Annotated in this window: 13 protein-coding genes; 7 read left to right on the top strand and 6 right to left on the bottom strand. The window is 55.2% G+C overall.

What is annotated here, in order from left to right; genetic code table 11:
* The first annotated feature begins 120 nt into the window (after window positions 1-120).
* The gene (locus ACOSDR_RS10355) at window positions 121-375 is read left to right on the top strand and encodes a hypothetical protein (RefSeq protein WP_420722673.1); all 255 of its coding nucleotides are present in this window, start codon (window positions 121-123) and stop codon (window positions 373-375) included.
* On the opposite strand, the gene dusA is transcribed toward ACOSDR_RS10355, so the two are convergent.
* Window positions 372-1,400 (bottom strand): tRNA dihydrouridine(20/20a) synthase DusA, encoded by a 1,029-nt coding sequence (gene dusA, locus ACOSDR_RS10360; protein WP_420731177.1) that lies wholly within the window; start codon window positions 1,398-1,400, stop codon window positions 372-374. The two genes, ACOSDR_RS10355 and dusA, sit on opposite strands and share 4 nt — an antisense overlap.
* Window positions 1,401-1,575: 175 nt before the next feature.
* Here dusA and ACOSDR_RS10365 point away from each other — a divergent pair, with 175 nt between their 5' ends.
* Window positions 1,576-4,965, top strand: coding sequence for an EAL domain-containing protein (locus ACOSDR_RS10365; protein WP_420731179.1), 3,390 nt, complete (start codon window positions 1,576-1,578; stop codon window positions 4,963-4,965).
* Here ACOSDR_RS10365 and ACOSDR_RS10370 read toward each other — a convergent pair.
* Together ACOSDR_RS10370 and ACOSDR_RS10375 are read right to left on the bottom strand one after the other, a co-directional pair.
* A complete protein-coding gene (locus ACOSDR_RS10370) occupies window positions 4,962-5,552 on the bottom strand; it encodes an HD domain-containing protein (protein WP_420731180.1) in 591 nt (196 codons plus the stop codon). The two genes, ACOSDR_RS10365 and ACOSDR_RS10370, sit on opposite strands and share 4 nt — an antisense overlap.
* Before the next feature lie 208 nt (window positions 5,553-5,760).
* Window positions 5,761-6,120, bottom strand: a complete 360-nt coding sequence (locus ACOSDR_RS10375) for a zinc-ribbon domain and TM2 domain-containing protein (RefSeq protein ID WP_420722669.1) — start codon at window positions 6,118-6,120, stop codon at window positions 5,761-5,763.
* Window positions 6,121-6,442: 322 nt separating this feature from the next.
* Between ACOSDR_RS10375 and clpB the strand changes: the two genes are divergently transcribed.
* Complete coding sequence (clpB, locus tag ACOSDR_RS10380; protein WP_420731181.1) at window positions 6,443-9,046, top strand: ATP-dependent chaperone ClpB; 2,604 nt, start codon at window positions 6,443-6,445, stop codon at window positions 9,044-9,046.
* Window positions 9,047-9,152: 106 nt separating this feature from the next.
* Window positions 9,153-9,935, top strand: coding sequence for a hypothetical protein (locus ACOSDR_RS10385; RefSeq protein ID WP_420731182.1), 783 nt, complete (start codon window positions 9,153-9,155; stop codon window positions 9,933-9,935).
* 3 nt (window positions 9,936-9,938) lie between these two features.
* On the opposite strand, the gene recQ is transcribed toward ACOSDR_RS10385, so the two are convergent.
* Window positions 9,939-11,732 carry a DNA helicase RecQ gene (gene recQ, locus ACOSDR_RS10390; RefSeq protein WP_420731183.1) on the bottom strand — a complete coding sequence of 598 codons (1,794 nt, stop codon included), beginning with the start codon at window positions 11,730-11,732 and terminating at the stop codon, window positions 9,939-9,941.
* A complete protein-coding gene (locus ACOSDR_RS10395; RefSeq protein ID WP_420731184.1) occupies window positions 11,729-12,505 on the bottom strand; it encodes an alpha/beta fold hydrolase in 777 nt (258 codons plus the stop codon). The genes recQ and ACOSDR_RS10395 overlap by 4 nt, the downstream gene beginning before the upstream one ends.
* 54 nt (window positions 12,506-12,559) lie before the next feature.
* Between ACOSDR_RS10395 and ACOSDR_RS10400 the strand changes: the two genes are divergently transcribed.
* The gene (locus ACOSDR_RS10400; protein ID WP_420722662.1) at window positions 12,560-13,297 is read left to right on the top strand and encodes a sulfite exporter TauE/SafE family protein; all 738 of its coding nucleotides are present in this window, start codon (window positions 12,560-12,562) and stop codon (window positions 13,295-13,297) included.
* On the opposite strand, the gene ACOSDR_RS10405 is transcribed toward ACOSDR_RS10400, so the two are convergent.
* Window positions 13,268-14,209: a LysR family transcriptional regulator gene (locus ACOSDR_RS10405; protein ID WP_420731185.1), complete on the bottom strand. Its 942-nt coding sequence runs from the start codon at window positions 14,207-14,209 to the stop codon at window positions 13,268-13,270. The two genes, ACOSDR_RS10400 and ACOSDR_RS10405, sit on opposite strands and share 30 nt — an antisense overlap.
* A gap of 114 nt (window positions 14,210-14,323) precedes the next feature.
* On the opposite strand from ACOSDR_RS10405, the gene ACOSDR_RS10410 reads away from it, so the two are divergent.
* The gene (locus ACOSDR_RS10410) at window positions 14,324-15,298 is read left to right on the top strand and encodes a fatty acid desaturase (RefSeq protein ID WP_420731186.1); all 975 of its coding nucleotides are present in this window, start codon (window positions 14,324-14,326) and stop codon (window positions 15,296-15,298) included.
* Window positions 15,298-16,131 (top strand): hypothetical protein, encoded by an 834-nt coding sequence (locus tag ACOSDR_RS10415; protein WP_420731187.1) that lies wholly within the window; start codon window positions 15,298-15,300, stop codon window positions 16,129-16,131. Before ACOSDR_RS10410 ends, ACOSDR_RS10415 begins: the two co-directional genes overlap by 1 nt.
* The last annotated feature ends 3 nt before the right edge of the window (window positions 16,132-16,134 follow it).

Raw genomic sequence — 16,134 nt, forward strand, 5'->3', positions numbered from 1 at the left:
TATAAAAGCGGCTGTCCATCTTGTTTCTTGCGCGACACGACCAAGCATTGCAGGACCAGAGTGCTTGCTCTGTTTACCCGAATCGAGCGGAAGTTTTTCCTCTATAAGGAAATGTCGCGCATGTCAGATGATATTCACACCATTATCGCCAAGGCGATCAAGCGGGCAGACCGAACTTTTTTCAATGAGAATTATACAAAACAGGCCGAGTCCGTGATCCGCGCGATCAACAATGCCGGATGGGGCATCGTACCGCTGGAGCCTGATCCTGAAATGCTGAAATCCGGCCGGGAAACAATAGAAATCGGGCGACACAAGCCGTCAGAAGTGGCCAAAGCCGTCTATGCAGCCATGGTGCGCATCGGCCGCCTTTAGGCCCGCAATCCAGCGTCATCCTGCTCTGGCACCAAGGCTATTGCCTGCTCAACAATTTCGGGCCCTGCATTTGTGCCATAGGCATTTTCACTCAAAAAACGCCGCCATCGCCTTGCCCCTGGCAGACCATTGAACAGTCCCAAAATGTGTCGGGTTATATGGTGCAGCGCAACCCCGTCGCGGCATTGCGCCTCAATATAGGGCAGCATCAAACGCACAATATCATGCCGACTTTTTTGTTGGCCTGGCGCATCCCCAAAAATCGCAGCATCCGCCTGGGCCAGACAATAAGGATCCTGATACGCCGCCCGGCCTATCATGACGCCATCCAGATCTGATAGATGCACAACTGCGTCATCCAGGCTTTGTATCCCGCCATTCAAACTGATCGACAAGGATGGGAAATCCCGCTTTACCCGATGCACCACATCATATTGCAGCGGTGGGATTTCACGATTCTGCTTCGGGCTGAGCCCTTCCAGGATCGCGATCCGGGCATGGACGATGAAAGTATCGCATCCGCCCTGCCGAACGGTATCAATAAAGTTCGTTAAATCCTGATAACTGTCGCGGCCATTGATCCCGATTCGACATTTTACCGTTACGGGAATAGACACGACATCGCGCATCGCAGCCACGCAATCGCGCACCAAATGGGGATCCGCCATCAGACACGCCCCGAATTGCCCATTCTGCACACGATCCGACGGGCAACCAACATTCAGGTTCACCTCATCATATCCAGCACCTTCGACCATTCGGGCGGCTTTTGCCAGATCATGGGGCGATGACCCACCCAACTGACAGGCGACCGGATGTTCCGCACCGTCAAATGCCAGGAACCGCTGTGCATCGCCATGTAACAGCGCGCCGGTGGTTATCATTTCCGTGTATAACAGACTGTGCCGCGTGATGAGACGCAGGAAATACCGGTCAAACCGATCCGTCCAGTCCATCATCGGGGCAACACTCAGCCGCCGATCAATTGCGCGGCTGTTGCTGTTTATCGTCGGTTTCGTTTTCATGAACGGGCTTTTACACCAGGATTCCACAGCATCCAATCCCCGTGACACTTGACCAAACAATGCAAGACTGTTGGACTCCCCGCCACAAATAAGGCAGACACAGTATAAGTTCGTATTTTGGGAGATTTCGCCTGTGCGGCAACGCCTAGCCACTGGGTGGTACTGGTTTGCGATTATGATCGCAATTATTACCATTGGTGCGGGATGGATTGCAGCATGGCAAGTGGACCGACATGCCGCAAAGCATTGGTCCAACCTTGTTTCGCAAGAAGCCAATGACATCACGCAAATGGTGTCTGGCGCGCTACAGCGCGATCAACTGCAACTTTATGCATTTGCCCGCAGTCTCCCTGAAGGGTCTGAGCGCAGCAACATGCAGTTTGATGCTGTCTTCACCCTGGAATCCTCTTTGCTATATCGTCGTCAAAGGTCCATATCCTTTGATGGATTGGCCTATGCTGTTTGGGTTCCGGGGCAAGATCGTGATCGTTTCGAATCCCTCTATGGGATCGGAATTCTGGGCCCGGACCATCTGCCCAGCACGCAAACCGGGGATGGTTTTATCGTGCTTCACGCCGATGGCGCGCCTGATAGCCTTTTCTCTGGTCTTGATCTGACGTCAGTGCCTGCATTTGTCCAATCCGTTACCGAAGGCTTTCGGTCTGAAAATGACCCCATGATTGGTCCGGTATATAGCGGCAAGACGGGGATTATGGCGCCGGTTACCGTCTGCCAGGGCGACAACGGGATCGTGCTGGGCCTTCTGAACCTTACTAAACTTACCCGCAGCATTTTATTGCAGTCTCTGCCCGATGGTATTTCTGTTGCAATCGTCGATCGCAACAACACTATTCACGAAACCGGCCCGATTGAAGGGGCGCAAGTCACCCTGACGACACAGATCAACAAAGACAGCCTGAACATTTCCTTTAACTGGCAGGCCAATGAAAGATTTCAGGGTGGACCGTCCGATGAGTTGGGCAACAGCCTGCGGCTTGGCAGCGTTATTGTCAGCGGCCTGATTTTGGCCGTCCTATTTTCCGCCAGCGCCACGAGCCGCAGAAAACATGCCTTAAGTCGTGAACGTTCCTTGATGCAGACCATGGTTGAACGCATGGCTGAAGGGATCACGATTATTGACCCGAATTTGACCCTGGTTGCCTGCAACGATCACTTCTACACCGTATATGGTCTGCCGAAAGACCGGTTTAAAACACCGGTGCCGGTTGAACAGATACTGCGTCTGCGCCTGGAACGAGGAGAATTCGGAGCCGTTCGGAACCCCGAATACTTCATTGCAGACCGCCTGACCATGTTAAAGCGTGCGTCCACGGACACGACCGAAGAAACGCTTTCTGATGGTCGTTTAATAGAAATAAGACGGTTAAAATCTCCCGATGGAATGCTGATATCGCTTTATCTGGATGTCACCGACCGACGCCGGGAAGAGCGGGAAAAGGCGGCCGCCGCAGCCCTGATAAAGACAACATTCGATAATATGAGCGATGGCCTGACGGCATTGGATCATTTGGGGAATCTTCTGAATTGGAACAACAGGTTTCAAAACCTTTTCGCCATTGATCCTGACAAGATATCCGTTGGCATGTCGCTGCGTGACGTCATCCGGGTTTCTTTGACAGACCAGGACGCCGACGCTTTACGCGCGGCACTGGATCGACTGATGGAAGGTCAGGGTTCCCACAAAGCTGAAACCCATTCATCGCCCGACACCGAATTTATTCGCCTTAGCAATGATCGCTGGGTGCAGGTCTCGTGCAGCACTATGGGCGATCGCGACATGGTTATCACCTATACCGATATCAGCGACCGTGAACGCACCAGTGAAGCCTTACGCCGCTCTGAAGAACGCTATGCGCTTGCCGCTGCCGGGGCGAATGACGGCCTGTGGGATTGGAATATCCAGGAAGACCATTTATACACGTCGCCACGCTGGCGCGACATGCTGGGATTGGGCAAGGATCCAATTTCAGAACAATCGCACGACTGGTTTGATCGGGTTCATCCAAAAGATATTGAAGAATTGCAAATGGATATCGATGCGCATCTGGATGGTCGCACCGATCATCTGCAGTCGCGTTTCCGTATCCTGCATGCGAATGGGGATTATCTGTGGGCATTGGCCCGTGCCATCGCCGTGCGGGACGACACCGGGAAGGCGGTGCGCCTGACCGGCTCTTTGACCGATATAACAGAGCGCAAACGAACGGAAGAAAAGCTGATCCGCGACGCGCTGTATGATCCCGTCACAGGCCTGCCCAATCGTGCCCTGTTCCTGGACCGAATAGAACAGGAACGCCGGCGCCATCCAGAAACTGCCAAAGACAGATATGCGGTGCTGCTGTTGGACCTTGACCGGTTTAAAGTCATTAATGATTCACTGGGTCATGATCTGGGCGATGCCTTACTGATCAAAGTTGCCCGCAGATTGGAAACGGTATTGAAGGCCGGGGATTCCATCGCCCGCCTGTCTGGCGATGAATTTGGCATCCTGCTGACCAGTATCGCGTCGGAGGAAGAGGCTCTGGATACCGTGCATTGGGTCCAATCAGACCTGGCCGCAGCCTTCCAGATTGGCGATCAGGAAATCTTCACCTCTGCCTGCGTCGGGATCGCAACGCCCAGCAAAGGGTTTTCCGATGCCGAAGAAATGCTGCGCGCAGCCGATATTGCAATGTACAAGGCCAAGGCAAAGGGACAATCGTCAACAGCCGTTTTCGATTCACAGATGCAAACCCGCGCCATCACCCAGATGCAGTTAGAAAACGACCTGCGCCGTGCCGTGGATCGCGACGAAATTGAAATGTATTACCAACCGATCATCAGTTTCGAGACGGGTGAAATTGCCGGTGTCGAGGCCCTTGCCCGGTGGCGACATCCAGATCGTGGGACTGTTGTTCCGGCTGACTTTATTCCCCTGGCGGAAGATACAGGCCTGATCAACGCCATTGGCACGGCCGCCTTGCGCCTGGCCTGCCGGCAACTCAAGAAATGGGATGACACATTGGGGCCAAAAGCACCCAGGACAATCAGTGTGAACCTGTCGGGTCGGCAGTTACAAGACCCCGACATGGTGCGGGAGATTGAACTGATACTGGCCCGCGAAGGCATTGATGGATCACAGTTGAAGCTGGAAGTCACAGAAAGCATGATCATGATGAATCCGGAAATCACTTCTCGGATTCTGATGGACCTGAAAGAATTGGGCGTTGCATTGTCTATCGACGATTTTGGAACAGGCTATTCATCGCTAAGCTACCTGCACCGCTTCCCCTTCGATACATTGAAGATTGACCGGTCTTTTGTCGTCAGCATGGATGAAAAGGCGGAAAATATGGAAATCATTCGCTCGATTATCCTGCTGGCCCACAGCCTTGGCATGGATATTATTGCCGAAGGGGTGGAATCAGATCGCCACCTGCGGAAGCTGAAGGCCTTGAAGTGCGAATATGGTCAGGGCTTCTTTTTCGCAACACCACAACCAGCCGACAAATTGTCAGAAATGCTGTTGGCGGGCCAGCGCTGGGACATTCCAGCAATTGATTAGAGCACGTGCATCAAGAGGGGCCGAAAGGTTTCAATATCGGGCAATGACAGATTGGGTACTTTTGCCCCCTCGTCACAGCGCCTCAATGTGACCGCGTCCTGCCGATAGGGATTGGCGGCAAAGGCTTCCAGCGCGTCCCCCTGCAGCGGGCCCCCCTGAAGTTCCAGGCTGCGAATGGATGCCTGCGACAGGCGATTGAAATAGTCAGGCTCAACCGCGCATAAATACCGCTTCGCATTCACATGCAGGCGCACGGGCTCACTGACGGCCGGAGGATAGAACCGGGCCAGAAAATCAGCACCATAATCTTCATGCTGCGCATCAATTCCATGATCGGCGCAATCTTCGGCGCGGGTATGCAGGAAATGTCCAAGGTCATGCAGCAGGGCCGCAGCGGTCAGTGTATCCTTGCTCTCCAGCTGATCGGCCATAATGGCGCATTGAATACCATGCTCACCCTGACTGATCGCTTCCCCCAGATAGTCCTGGCTGCCCATATGGTGAAACATCTCAATGATGAAATCGACCACAGTATCCCGCGTTACCTGATCAGGATGCATCGGCAGGGTGTCACGAATGGCGATCATAGCAACGTCCTTCTACCAGTTTAACCGAAACCGGGATTCTAGATATCATCCTAAGAACGCACAGACGAACGGAGATTTCGTGACAATGACGCGCCCAATCTCAGCATTCATCAACCCCTGCATATCCAATATCCTAAGCAACAGAAAGGTTGCTTAGGATATATCTAAACAGAGAATAGCCGCGAACCGACAATTGGCGTTTTTCTTCTCATCCAAATTTTTCGGCGAATGCTTCATCCGTCATTGTCAGATAGATGATGAATTCAATAAATGCGATTAAAGCTGGAATAAATGTCCAGCAAAACAGCAGATACAAAACGCCCATTCCACCTTGCCCAAGATAGAATTTATGTATCCCGAGCCCTCCCAGAAAGAATGCCAACAGAGCGGCTGTGACCCTGCTCTTTGAGCCCACACCAGATTTACCCTTTTGTGATACACCACATTTAGGGCAAACAACCGCCTCCAGATCGATTTGCGCTCCACAAGCGTGGCAGAATTTCGTTGGTCTTGAAGAAGCTCCGTTGTTATGCACAGCGGTAACGTTAGAGTTTTCTGACGAAGACATAGACCCCCCCAAATCTAATAAACCGACACACGCATTATTAGTATTACGGCTCACTATGCATATCAAGTATGGAGTTACTTCCAGAGCACCTTTGGATCTTCCAAGGTTGTTCTGACTAACGACAAATAATCAGAGTATGCTCCAGTCCTAAAAAGATGAAATTCTCTCTCAGCATAAAATAGCCAAACCTTGTGGCACAATCTGTGCTTACCCATATAGATTATGAAGGGATGCCGACACGCGGGTCCCGTCAAAAATGAACCAATAACTCCTATACCGATCTTGCCTCAAAGAGGGAGACGGAAACGAGAGGTTAGTGACCATGAATATTGAAAAATTCACTGAACGCGCGCGCGGATTCATTCAAGCGGCGCAAACAATAGCCGTCCGGGAAGACAACCAGCGGCTGACCCCTGAACATCTGCTCAAGGCCCTGCTGGACGACGAAGAAGGCATGGCAGCCAATCTGATCTCAGCCGCCGGTGGCGATGCCAAACAGGCCCTGACCAGTGTTACTCAGGCCATTGCGAAACTGCCAAAAGTGCAAGGTGCTGGCGCGGGTGGCCTGCATCTGGACACTGCCCTGGCAAAGGTTCTGGATTCTGCAGAAACGACCGCAGAGAAAAATGGCGACAGTTTCGTCACAACAGAGATTTTACTGCTTGCCCTGGCACTGGCACAGGGGACAGAAGCGGCGAAAATTCTCAGCACCGCAAATGTGAAACCTCAGGCCTTGAACGCGGCAATTAAAGACATGCGCCAGGGTCGCACCGCCGATTCAGCCTCTGCAGAGAGCAAATACGACGCGCTGAAGAAATATGCCCGCGACCTGACGCAAGTGGCGCGGGATGGAAAGCTGGACCCTGTTATCGGGCGTGACGAAGAAATCCGCCGCACCATTCAGGTCCTGTCCCGCCGCACCAAAAACAACCCCGTATTGATCGGGGAACCGGGGGTCGGTAAGACCGCGATCATCGAAGGCCTGGCCCAGCGCATCGTTGCCGGTGATGTGCCGGAAACCCTGCGCGACAAGCGCCTGATGGCGCTGGACCTTGCCTCCATGGTGGCGGGTGCAAAATTCCGCGGTGAATTTGAAGAGCGCCTGAAAGCCGTGCTGGAAGAAATTGAGGCCGCCGCCGGCAGCATCATCGTCTTTATTGACGAATTGCACACCCTGGTCGGCGCGGGCAGTGCAGAAGGGTCCATGGATGCGTCCAACATGCTGAAACCCGCCCTGGCGCGGGGGGCCTTGCATTGCGTCGGGGCCACGACCCTGAATGAATATCGCAAGCATATCGAAAAAGATGCGGCCCTTGCCCGCCGGTTCCAGACTGTCTTTGTCGCAGAACCTTCCGTGGAAGACACAATTTCAATCCTGCGTGGCCTAAAGGAAAAGTACGAGCTTCATCACGGGGTCCGCATCACCGATGCGGCAATCGTGGCGGCCGCGACCTTGTCCAATCGCTATATCACCGACCGGTTCCTGCCCGATAAGGCCATTGATCTGGTGGACGAAGCCGCGTCGCGCCTGCGCATGGAAGTCGACAGCAAACCAGAAGCCATCGACGAACTGGATCGACGTATCATTCAATTGAAGATCGAACGCGAGGCCCTGAAAAAGGAAACCGACAAGGCGTCCAAGGATCGCCTGGAAAAACTGCAGACGGAATTGAGCGATCTGGAGGAGCAATCGGCCACCCTGACCGCCCAATGGCAGGCCGAGAAAGGCAAGCTGAATGCGGCCCAGGGCTTGAAGGAGAAGCTGGATTCAGCGCGCAGCGAATTGGCGACCGCTCAGCGGGAAGGCCGATACGACCGCGCGGGCGAATTGGCCTATGGCGTCATACCCGACCTGGAAGCCAAGCTTGCAGCGGCGGAAACCCAAGGCACAGGGTCGATGCTGGAAGAGGAAGTGCGCGATCAGGACATTGCATCCATCGTCTCGCGCTGGACCGGTATTCCTGTCGACAAGATGCTGGAGGGTGAACGCGAAAAGCTGCTGCAAATGGAAACCCTGCTGGGCAAGCGCGTGATTGGCCAAAGCCAGGCAATCACCGCGATATCCAGTGCGGTCCGGCGCGCCCGTGCGGGCCTTCAGGACCCCAATCGACCCATTGGCAGCTTCCTGTTTCTGGGCCCAACCGGTGTCGGGAAGACGGAGCTTACCAAATCACTGGCGGATTTCCTGTTCGATGATGATCAGGCCATGGTCCGCATCGACATGTCGGAATATATGGAAAAGCATTCCGTCTCTCGTCTGATCGGCGCACCTCCGGGTTATGTCGGCTATGACGAGGGTGGTGCCCTGACCGAAACCGTGCGGCGCAGACCCTATCAGGTGATCCTGTTCGATGAGATCGAAAAGGCACATCCGGATGTTTTCAATGTGTTACTGCAGGTCCTGGACGATGGACGCCTGACCGATGGACAGGGCCGCACGGTGGATTTCCGCAATGTGCTGATCATCCTGACCTCTAATCTTGGTGCGGAATTCCTGGCCGACCAAAAGGACGGTGAGGATGTCGAAGCGGTGCGCCCACAGGTTATGGAAGTCGTACGCCATGCCTTCCGACCGGAATTTTTGAACCGGTTGGATGAAATCCTGCTGTTCCGCCGCCTGTCGCGGGAGAACATGTCGGGGATCGTGGATATCCAACTGGATCATCTGCGGGCCTTGCTGCAGGACCGCAAGATCACCTTGGCGGTCGATCCTGCCGCCCTGATGTGGCTTGGCAATGCGGGTTATGACCCGGTTTATGGCGCCCGTCCGCTGAAGCGGGTGATTCAGAAACATCTGCAAAACCCCCTGGCCAATCTGATTCTGGATGGCAGCCTGAATGATGGGGATACCGTCACGGTGGGGGCCAGCAACGGGCATCTGGTCCTGAACGGGCGCGAGATCGAAGCCGAGGCCGAAGCCGCATAACAGCACTTGCTGATTATTCTGAGAAGGCGCGGTGGTTTTAAACTTCCGCGCCTTTTCTTTAGGCACAAAGCCGAATACGATTCTGTGTCACAGCCGGAGACTATCGATGGGAAAAGCCAATTCGCATCTTGCCGCCGCAATCGCCGATGGCGCGCGCCTTTCTGTTTTTCTGGAACCTGAATTTGAAAAAAGCACCTTGGCGCATCCGCGTCCGCACTATATCGAATCCTATCCCCTGCCGCATGTCTGTGTGAAGGAAGGTCAGGTTTGGGGCGCAACCCGCCGCACCCACCTGACCCACAAGCCCGGTGATCGCATCGATTCCGTGACCAGTTTCGCCTATACGGATTCCCTGCCCCTTTACTGCCTGTCCAGCTATAATGACGAAATGGCCGTGTTGAATAAACGGACCCTTTTGACCCGTTTGCTAAGCGCAAATCAATATCGACGTCTGGACCTGATCGCGCGCCCCGCAGGTCCGTGCGTCTGGCGCGACACGCAACCCAACAACCTTAACGCCTTAAACGCATCTATTCAGGCAGGAAACGAACATTACATAACCTTCATCGATCAGAATGATATACTGCGATCCCATCCCCTGGATCTCGCCTTCCTGTTTCCAGACAGCGGGGCGGTGGAATTCAGGATAGAGCACGCCGCCTTGCCAGAGGTTTTCTATGATCCTGTCGCGTTTGAGACCAAACTGTCCAGGTCCGTTCCAGATCTGGACAAAGCCCTGGCCAGCCCAACCTTTGGGGGGCAAAGTGCAATGGCGGCGTATCTGACGTTTCGGTGTATTGACGGCAACGGATCTGCCTATGGGGTTCCCGATATTCAGCCGGACACCCGGCATGCCTGCACAAACGTCAAAGTCTATTCAACCCCTTGATCCTTATGCATTGACCCTGGCAATGGCACGCAGGAACACGGTTCCGAAATCTTCCAGCTTCTTTGGACCCACGCCGCTGACCATTGCCATCTGGTCCAGCGTTTCGGGGCGCAGGCGGCACATGTCATGCAAGGTGGCATCGGCGAAAATGACATAGGCGGGGACATTGCGTTCCTGTGCCAGGTCCCGACGCAACGCCTTCAGGGCCGCCAGCAGATCTGGATCGACGCCTTCCAGGGAAACCGCGCGGCGTTCCGAACGCTCCGACTTCTTGGATTTTGGAATTTCGCGATACAGGAAGGCTTCGTCCCCGCGCAGCACCGCTTGCCCCTTTCGGGTCAGCACCAATCCACCAAAGCCTTCGATATTGATCGACAGATATCCGCCCGCAACGGCCTGGCGGATAAAGGCCTGCCAGTATTGCTTTGGATGCTCCGCGCCAATCCCATAAGTGGGCAGCTTGTCATGCCCGCGTTCTTCGATCTTTGCCGTCTTTGCGCCGCGCAGCACATCGATGATATGCGCCGTGCCGAAACTTTCACCCGTCCGCAGAATGGCAGACAGCAGCATCTGCGCTTCCCGCGTGCCATCAATCACGACCGGCGGATACAGACAGGTATCGCAATTGCCACAGGGTTCCGGATCCTCCCCAAAATAGGACAGCAGCGTCGCGCGGCGGCATTGTGTTGCCTCGCAATAGGCAAGCAGGGCATCCAGCCGCTTATGTTCGCGGCGCTTATGATCCTCGTCCTGGCCATCCTGATCGATGAATTGGCGGCGCATGCGCAGATCATCCAGGCCGTACAGCATCCATACATCAGACGGCAGGCCATCCCGACCCGCACGGCCGATTTCCTGATAATAGGCTTCCATACTGCCGGGCAGATTGGTGTGAAAGACATAGCGGATATCCGGCTTATCAATCCCCATCCCAAAGGCGATGGTGGCGACCATCACGACGGCAGATTCCGACATGAAAATATCCTGGTTTTCCTTGCGCTGATCTGACGGCAGGCCCGCATGATACGGCAGGGCGCGATACCCTTCCGCCGACAGGGCTTCAGCGACTTCATCGGTCAGGCGGCGCGACAGGCAATAGACAATGCCGGACTGATCCTTGCGATCCTCCAGAAAGCTCAACAACTGCTTCTTCCAATGGGTCTTTGGAACCACGGTCAGGCTCAGATTGGGGCGATCAAAGCCATGCACGACGGTGTCCCCGCGTCCCCGGAACAGCTTTTCCGCAATATCCCGCCGGGTCGCCACATCTGCCGTGGCGGTGAAGGCGCTGACCGTCGCATTGGGGAAATGGTCCGGCAGCGTTGACAGCATCTCGTAATCCGGTCGGAAGCTGGCCCCCCATTTCGAGATACAATGAGCCTCATCAATCACAAAAAGGGCTGGATCCAGCTTTTGCAAGGCACCGATCATGCGCGGCGTCATCAGACGTTCGGGTGACATATACAGAATTTTCGCGCCGCCTTTCGCGACCCGCAGCCATTGCTCTACATTTTGATCCCGCGATTGCCCGGAATGGATACAGGCGGCATCAACACCATTCGCGCGAAGGCCTGCGACCTGATCGTCCATCAAGGCGACAAGTGGGGACACAACAAGGGTCGGTCGATCCAACATCAGGGCGGGCACCTGATAGCACAGGGATTTTCCCGCCCCGGTCGGCATCACCGTCAGGGTGTGGGTTCCCGACAGCAAACGATCAACAATCTCCCTCTGCCCCGGTCGAAAGCTTGGATAGCCAAAGACCGAGGACAGGACGTCTTCAGGCGACTGGGTCAAGACAGAAAACTCTCCACGGCTTCCAGAAACAAGGCGGGCTGTTCCGCATGTAACCAGTGCCCTGCATCGGGGATCGCTTCAATCTCTGAATTGGGGAAAAGACGCTCAATTTCGGCATGATGGCGCGGCAGCACATGGGTCGAGTTTGCCCCGGTCAGGTGTAGGCTGGGCTTTTCGAATGCATGATCGCTGTCAATATCCGGGAATCCTTCAATATTGGGCATCGCCTTTTCGATCACATCCAGATTGATCTTCCAGGTCAATCCACCGCCCTCCGCCGGCGCCAAGTTTTGCGCCAGGAAGGTGCGGATCATCCTTTCCGGGATTGCCGGGGCCAGGGCTTCTTCCGCTTCCGACCGGCGCGTCATGCCGGCAACGTCCAATTCCTGCATTGCCGTGACATAGGCCATTAAACCGCTGTCGCGCGGCGCTGGCGGGATATCAGCCACCACCAGTTTCTCAACCAGATCGGGCTGTTCCAGTGCCAGAATCATCGACGCTTTGCCGCCCATGGAATGACCAATGACGCGGGCCGGGCCACCAATCTGTTTTTCAATCAAGCCCGCAATATCACCTGCCATGGCGGGATAGGTCATCTCCTCATCCCAGGGTGATTCGCCGTGATTGCGCAGGTCGACCGATAGAACGCGATAGGTTTTCGACAGAACCTTGGAAATCGCACCCCAATTGCGTTTGTTTCCGAACAAGCCATGCAGGATGACCAGAGGCGGACCCTCCCCTGCTTCTGAAAAAGATAGATCTAAAATCGACATTACCACTCCATAGAATTTGACCACTCACTCGACGAACCCTACCTTGCCCGAACGATGGAAGGAAGTGATCTCCTCATATTTGCGATTGGTGCGGGGGCGGCCGGTTATATTGGCGGCCTGACAGGCCTGGGCGCGGCGCTGATCGCGCTGGCCTTCTGGCTGCATGTCATGCCGCCCCAGGTCGCCGTCCCGATGGCTGCCTTAATCGGTGTCACCAGCCATTTGGTCACGTTGGGCTTTATTCGCCATGGCATTCGGGTCGGACGATTATGGCCCTTTATCCTGGGCGGCCTGATTGGGCTGCCAATGGGACTTTACGCCCTCTCTTATTTGAACGTGGATTTTGCCAAGGCGGGTCTGGGCATCTTGCTGGTTCTTTATTGCAGCTATGGGCTGATCGTAAAAACACCGCCACAGATTCAGGGGGGCGGGCGACGGGCAGATGGCGTCATTGGCTTTCTGGGCGGCTTTTTTGGGGGCGTCGCCAGCATGTCTGGGCCCGTCCCTACAATCTGGGCAGGTCTTCGCGGCTGGCCCAAGGATGAACAGCGCGGCGTTTTCCAGCCCTTCAACCTGGTCATACTGGGCATCGCCCTGATCGGGCACAGCTTTTATGGACGGTTTGATGTCTTAACGGGGCCCAATATATTGATCGCTATGGCCTGCGGTGCCGCCGGGGCTGTGTTGGGCATTTATACCTATCGCCACACCAGTGATCGCAACTTCCGCCGCCTTGTCCTGATCCTGCTGCTGATCGGGGGGTTAAGCCATTTGGGCAGCGTTCTGTTTTGATACTTCTTCGCGGTAGGTTTTCTGAAAGGCCTCAACCACCGGCGCGGGGCGCTTGGTGTCCCGGGTTACTAGGGCAAAATCCTGCTCCAGCCGTGTTAGGTCCGGGCGCAGAGCACGAATCTCTCCGGCCGCAACCCAGGGGGCCGCACATTGATCGGGCATTAATCCCAGATACCGCCCGGTCTGTAACAGGATCAAGATCGCCTCCAGATTATTGGCACTTGCCGCAGGTCCAGTTCGAAAAGGCTTTTCGCGGGTTCTCAGCGTATCCTGAAACGTTCGTCCAACATAATCCGGTCGCGTCAGATCCTCCAAACGGATCAACTCATCGGGCTTGGAATACAGGGGGTGCAGCCTGCCACAATAGACAGACTGGACCTCTTTGGCGACATGGCTGTAGGCCAGTCCGGATTTTGGGCGGTGCATGGCACAGAAGGCAAGATGCACCGTACCATCCAGCAAGCGCCTTTCCATCTCGTCCGTGCTCAACACGCTGATCGTGATATGCACATCCGGTGCCTTGGCACGAAACCGGGACAGGGTTTCCGAAATCGGGATTTCCGGCAGGGTCAGAATGCCATCAATGATCGCCAGGTTGAATTCCCCGACCAATCGCCGTTGCGCCGTCGATACCTGGGCGCGAAAGGAATCCAGTGCCGTCATCAGGCGCACGACTTCCTGAAAGACCAACCGCCCTTCCTCTGTCAAGGCAAAGCCGCCGCGCCCACGCTCACACAATCGCAACCCCAGGCGGGTTTCCAAATTGGCGATATGGGTTGAGATCGTCGACCTGGCCAGACCAAGTTCCGCCTCTGCTGCGGTAAAGCCGCCACATTCCACCACGGTTTTGAAGACCCGCAGCAGCTTGATATCTGCGTCCCCGACCTGTCCCTGAAAATTTGTCTGTGCCATTACGTCTGTATTCTTTAATCTTTAGATTGATACAATATGATTTTTCGACGTTATAGATTTGCTACAGTGGGAACAAGAGAATCCTTGAAATGAACTTACAATTGGGGATGAGAGATGGAAGATTTCGTTGGACGCAAGAACCTGATCCCGCCCGCCCGGATGCGGGAGCTTTGCAAACGATCAGACCTGAAAGGCGCGATTCAAACCGCCAGCCATTTTGGGGCCATCGGCCTGACCGGCTTTGGTCTGTATATGACCTGGGGGACCTGGTGGGCCGTACCATTCTTTATTGCCCATGGGGTGCTGCTGAATTTCCTGTTCGCGGCCCAGCACGAATTCAACCACTACACGGCGTTCAAAACCCGCTGGGTCAACGATGTCTTCAACCGTATCACCGGGTTCGTTCAACTGTATCCCCGCGATTATGAGCGTTGGTACCATTTTGAACACCATCGCCATACACAGGATTGGGACAATGACCCGGAACTGATCAGCCGGGGCGGCCCCTATGATCTGGCCAGCTATCTGCCCTATCTGATCGGCATCACCTATTGGACCGGCCGCATCAAGCGCCTGTTCATCGTCGCCATGGGCAAAACCGCGCCCTATTTCACCGAAAAGCAGACCCGCAAGGTCGTGCTGGAATCGCGACTGCATCTGCTGGGCTATGCGGTAGTGATCGCCTTGTCTGTGTATTTCCAGACCTGGGCAGCGGTGATCTATTGGATCGGTCCCATGTTCACCATGAAGATTTTCCAGAACGTCCAGAACATTGCCGAACATACCGGTCTGACGCATGAAAATGACACCGTGCACAATACCCGCACGATCAAGACCTGGTGGATTTTCCGCTGGATGGCCTGGAACATGCAATATCACACGGCGCATCATACTTTCCCCGCCGTGCCGTTCCACGCCCTGCCAGCGCTGCATGCGGAACTGGTGAAACATGCCGGCTACGAGCCACCGACGACAGGCTATCTGGCATTCCAATGGCGTTTCATCCGCAAGCTGATGAAGGGGCCGGAAACCCGCGATGGCGAGGTTGAGATTGATCTGTCCCATACCCAACCGCAGGCGGCTGAATAATGCAAAAACTGGAAGTGTACCAATCCCGCTGGGCGATGGAACTGCGGCGCCCGGACGGGGTGGAGCGGTCTGACGAAGAAGCCTTTGCCATGGTCGCGGAAGCTGGTTTCGACGGCATGTGCCTGGATCTGGCAAAGTCCGACCTGGAAACGATTGAGCGCACCCGCCCGCTGTTTGAACAGCACAAGCTGGGCTGCATGATCAACGCCTTCCCCAAGACGGTGGAAGGGTTCCTGCCAATCCTGGAGGCGGCGAAAGCGGCCAATGCCGTCGTCGTCAACATCATCGGGGAGGTTATGCCCTTCACCGTTGAGGAAGGCGTGGACGTGGTGCATCGCTGGATGGAGATGTCGGATCAAGTCGGCATGCCGATCCTGTTTGAGACCCACCGCAACTGCCTGACCAACGACCTGTTCTATACGCTGCAATTGATGGAGCGTGTACCCGATATGCCGATCTGTGCGGACCTGTCCCATTATCTGATCGACCGGGAATTCTGGCATCCCTTAAATGAGCGGGACCAGGGCTATATCAGTCAGATCCTGGCCCGGGCAGATTGCTTTCAGGGGCGCGTATCCTCCCGCGAACAGGTTCAGGTTCCCCTGCACTTCCCCCAGAGCCAGAAATGGGTCGATTTGTATAAATCCTGGTGGGAAGAAGGCATCGCATCCTGGAAGGGCCGCCACGGCCCCGACGACACCCTGATCTTCCTGACCGAACTGGGCCCGCCCGAATATGCCATTACCGGCGCAGACGGCTATGAATTGTCCGACCGTTGGGAAGAATCCCTGCAAATCAAAGGCTGGGTCGAAGATATCTGGGCGAAGGTCTGAGGC

This window comes from Hwanghaeella sp. 1Z406 (genome assembly GCF_048892425.1).
Lineage (GTDB): Bacteria > Pseudomonadota > Alphaproteobacteria > UBA8366 > Aestuariispiraceae > Pacificispira.

Bases quoted from the DNA above. Each gene is read 5' to 3' on its own strand.
- ACOSDR_RS10410 (WP_420731186.1), top strand. From the start codon at position 14,324: ATGGAAGATTTCGTTGGACGCAAGAACCTGATCCCGCCCGCCCGGATG.
- ACOSDR_RS10365 (WP_420731179.1), top strand. From the start codon at position 1,576: ATGATCGCAATTATTACCATTGGTGCGGGATGGATTGCAGCATGGCAA.
- ACOSDR_RS10385 (WP_420731182.1), top strand. From the start codon at position 9,153: ATGGGAAAAGCCAATTCGCATCTTGCCGCCGCAATCGCCGATGGCGCG.
- ACOSDR_RS10375 (WP_420722669.1), bottom strand. From the start codon at position 6,120: ATGTCTTCGTCAGAAAACTCTAACGTTACCGCTGTGCATAACAACGGA.
- clpB (WP_420731181.1), top strand. From the start codon at position 6,443: ATGAATATTGAAAAATTCACTGAACGCGCGCGCGGATTCATTCAAGCG.
- ACOSDR_RS10355 (WP_420722673.1), top strand. From the start codon at position 121: ATGTCAGATGATATTCACACCATTATCGCCAAGGCGATCAAGCGGGCA.
- ACOSDR_RS10400 (WP_420722662.1), top strand. From the start codon at position 12,560: ATGGAAGGAAGTGATCTCCTCATATTTGCGATTGGTGCGGGGGCGGCC.
- dusA (WP_420731177.1), bottom strand. From the start codon at position 1,400: ATGAAAACGAAACCGACGATAAACAGCAACAGCCGCGCAATTGATCGG.
- ACOSDR_RS10405 (WP_420731185.1), bottom strand. From the start codon at position 14,209: ATGGCACAGACAAATTTTCAGGGACAGGTCGGGGACGCAGATATCAAG.
- ACOSDR_RS10415 (WP_420731187.1), top strand. From the start codon at position 15,298: ATGCAAAAACTGGAAGTGTACCAATCCCGCTGGGCGATGGAACTGCGG.
- ACOSDR_RS10370 (WP_420731180.1), bottom strand. From the start codon at position 5,552: ATGATCGCCATTCGTGACACCCTGCCGATGCATCCTGATCAGGTAACG.
- ACOSDR_RS10395 (WP_420731184.1), bottom strand. From the start codon at position 12,505: ATGTCGATTTTAGATCTATCTTTTTCAGAAGCAGGGGAGGGTCCGCCT.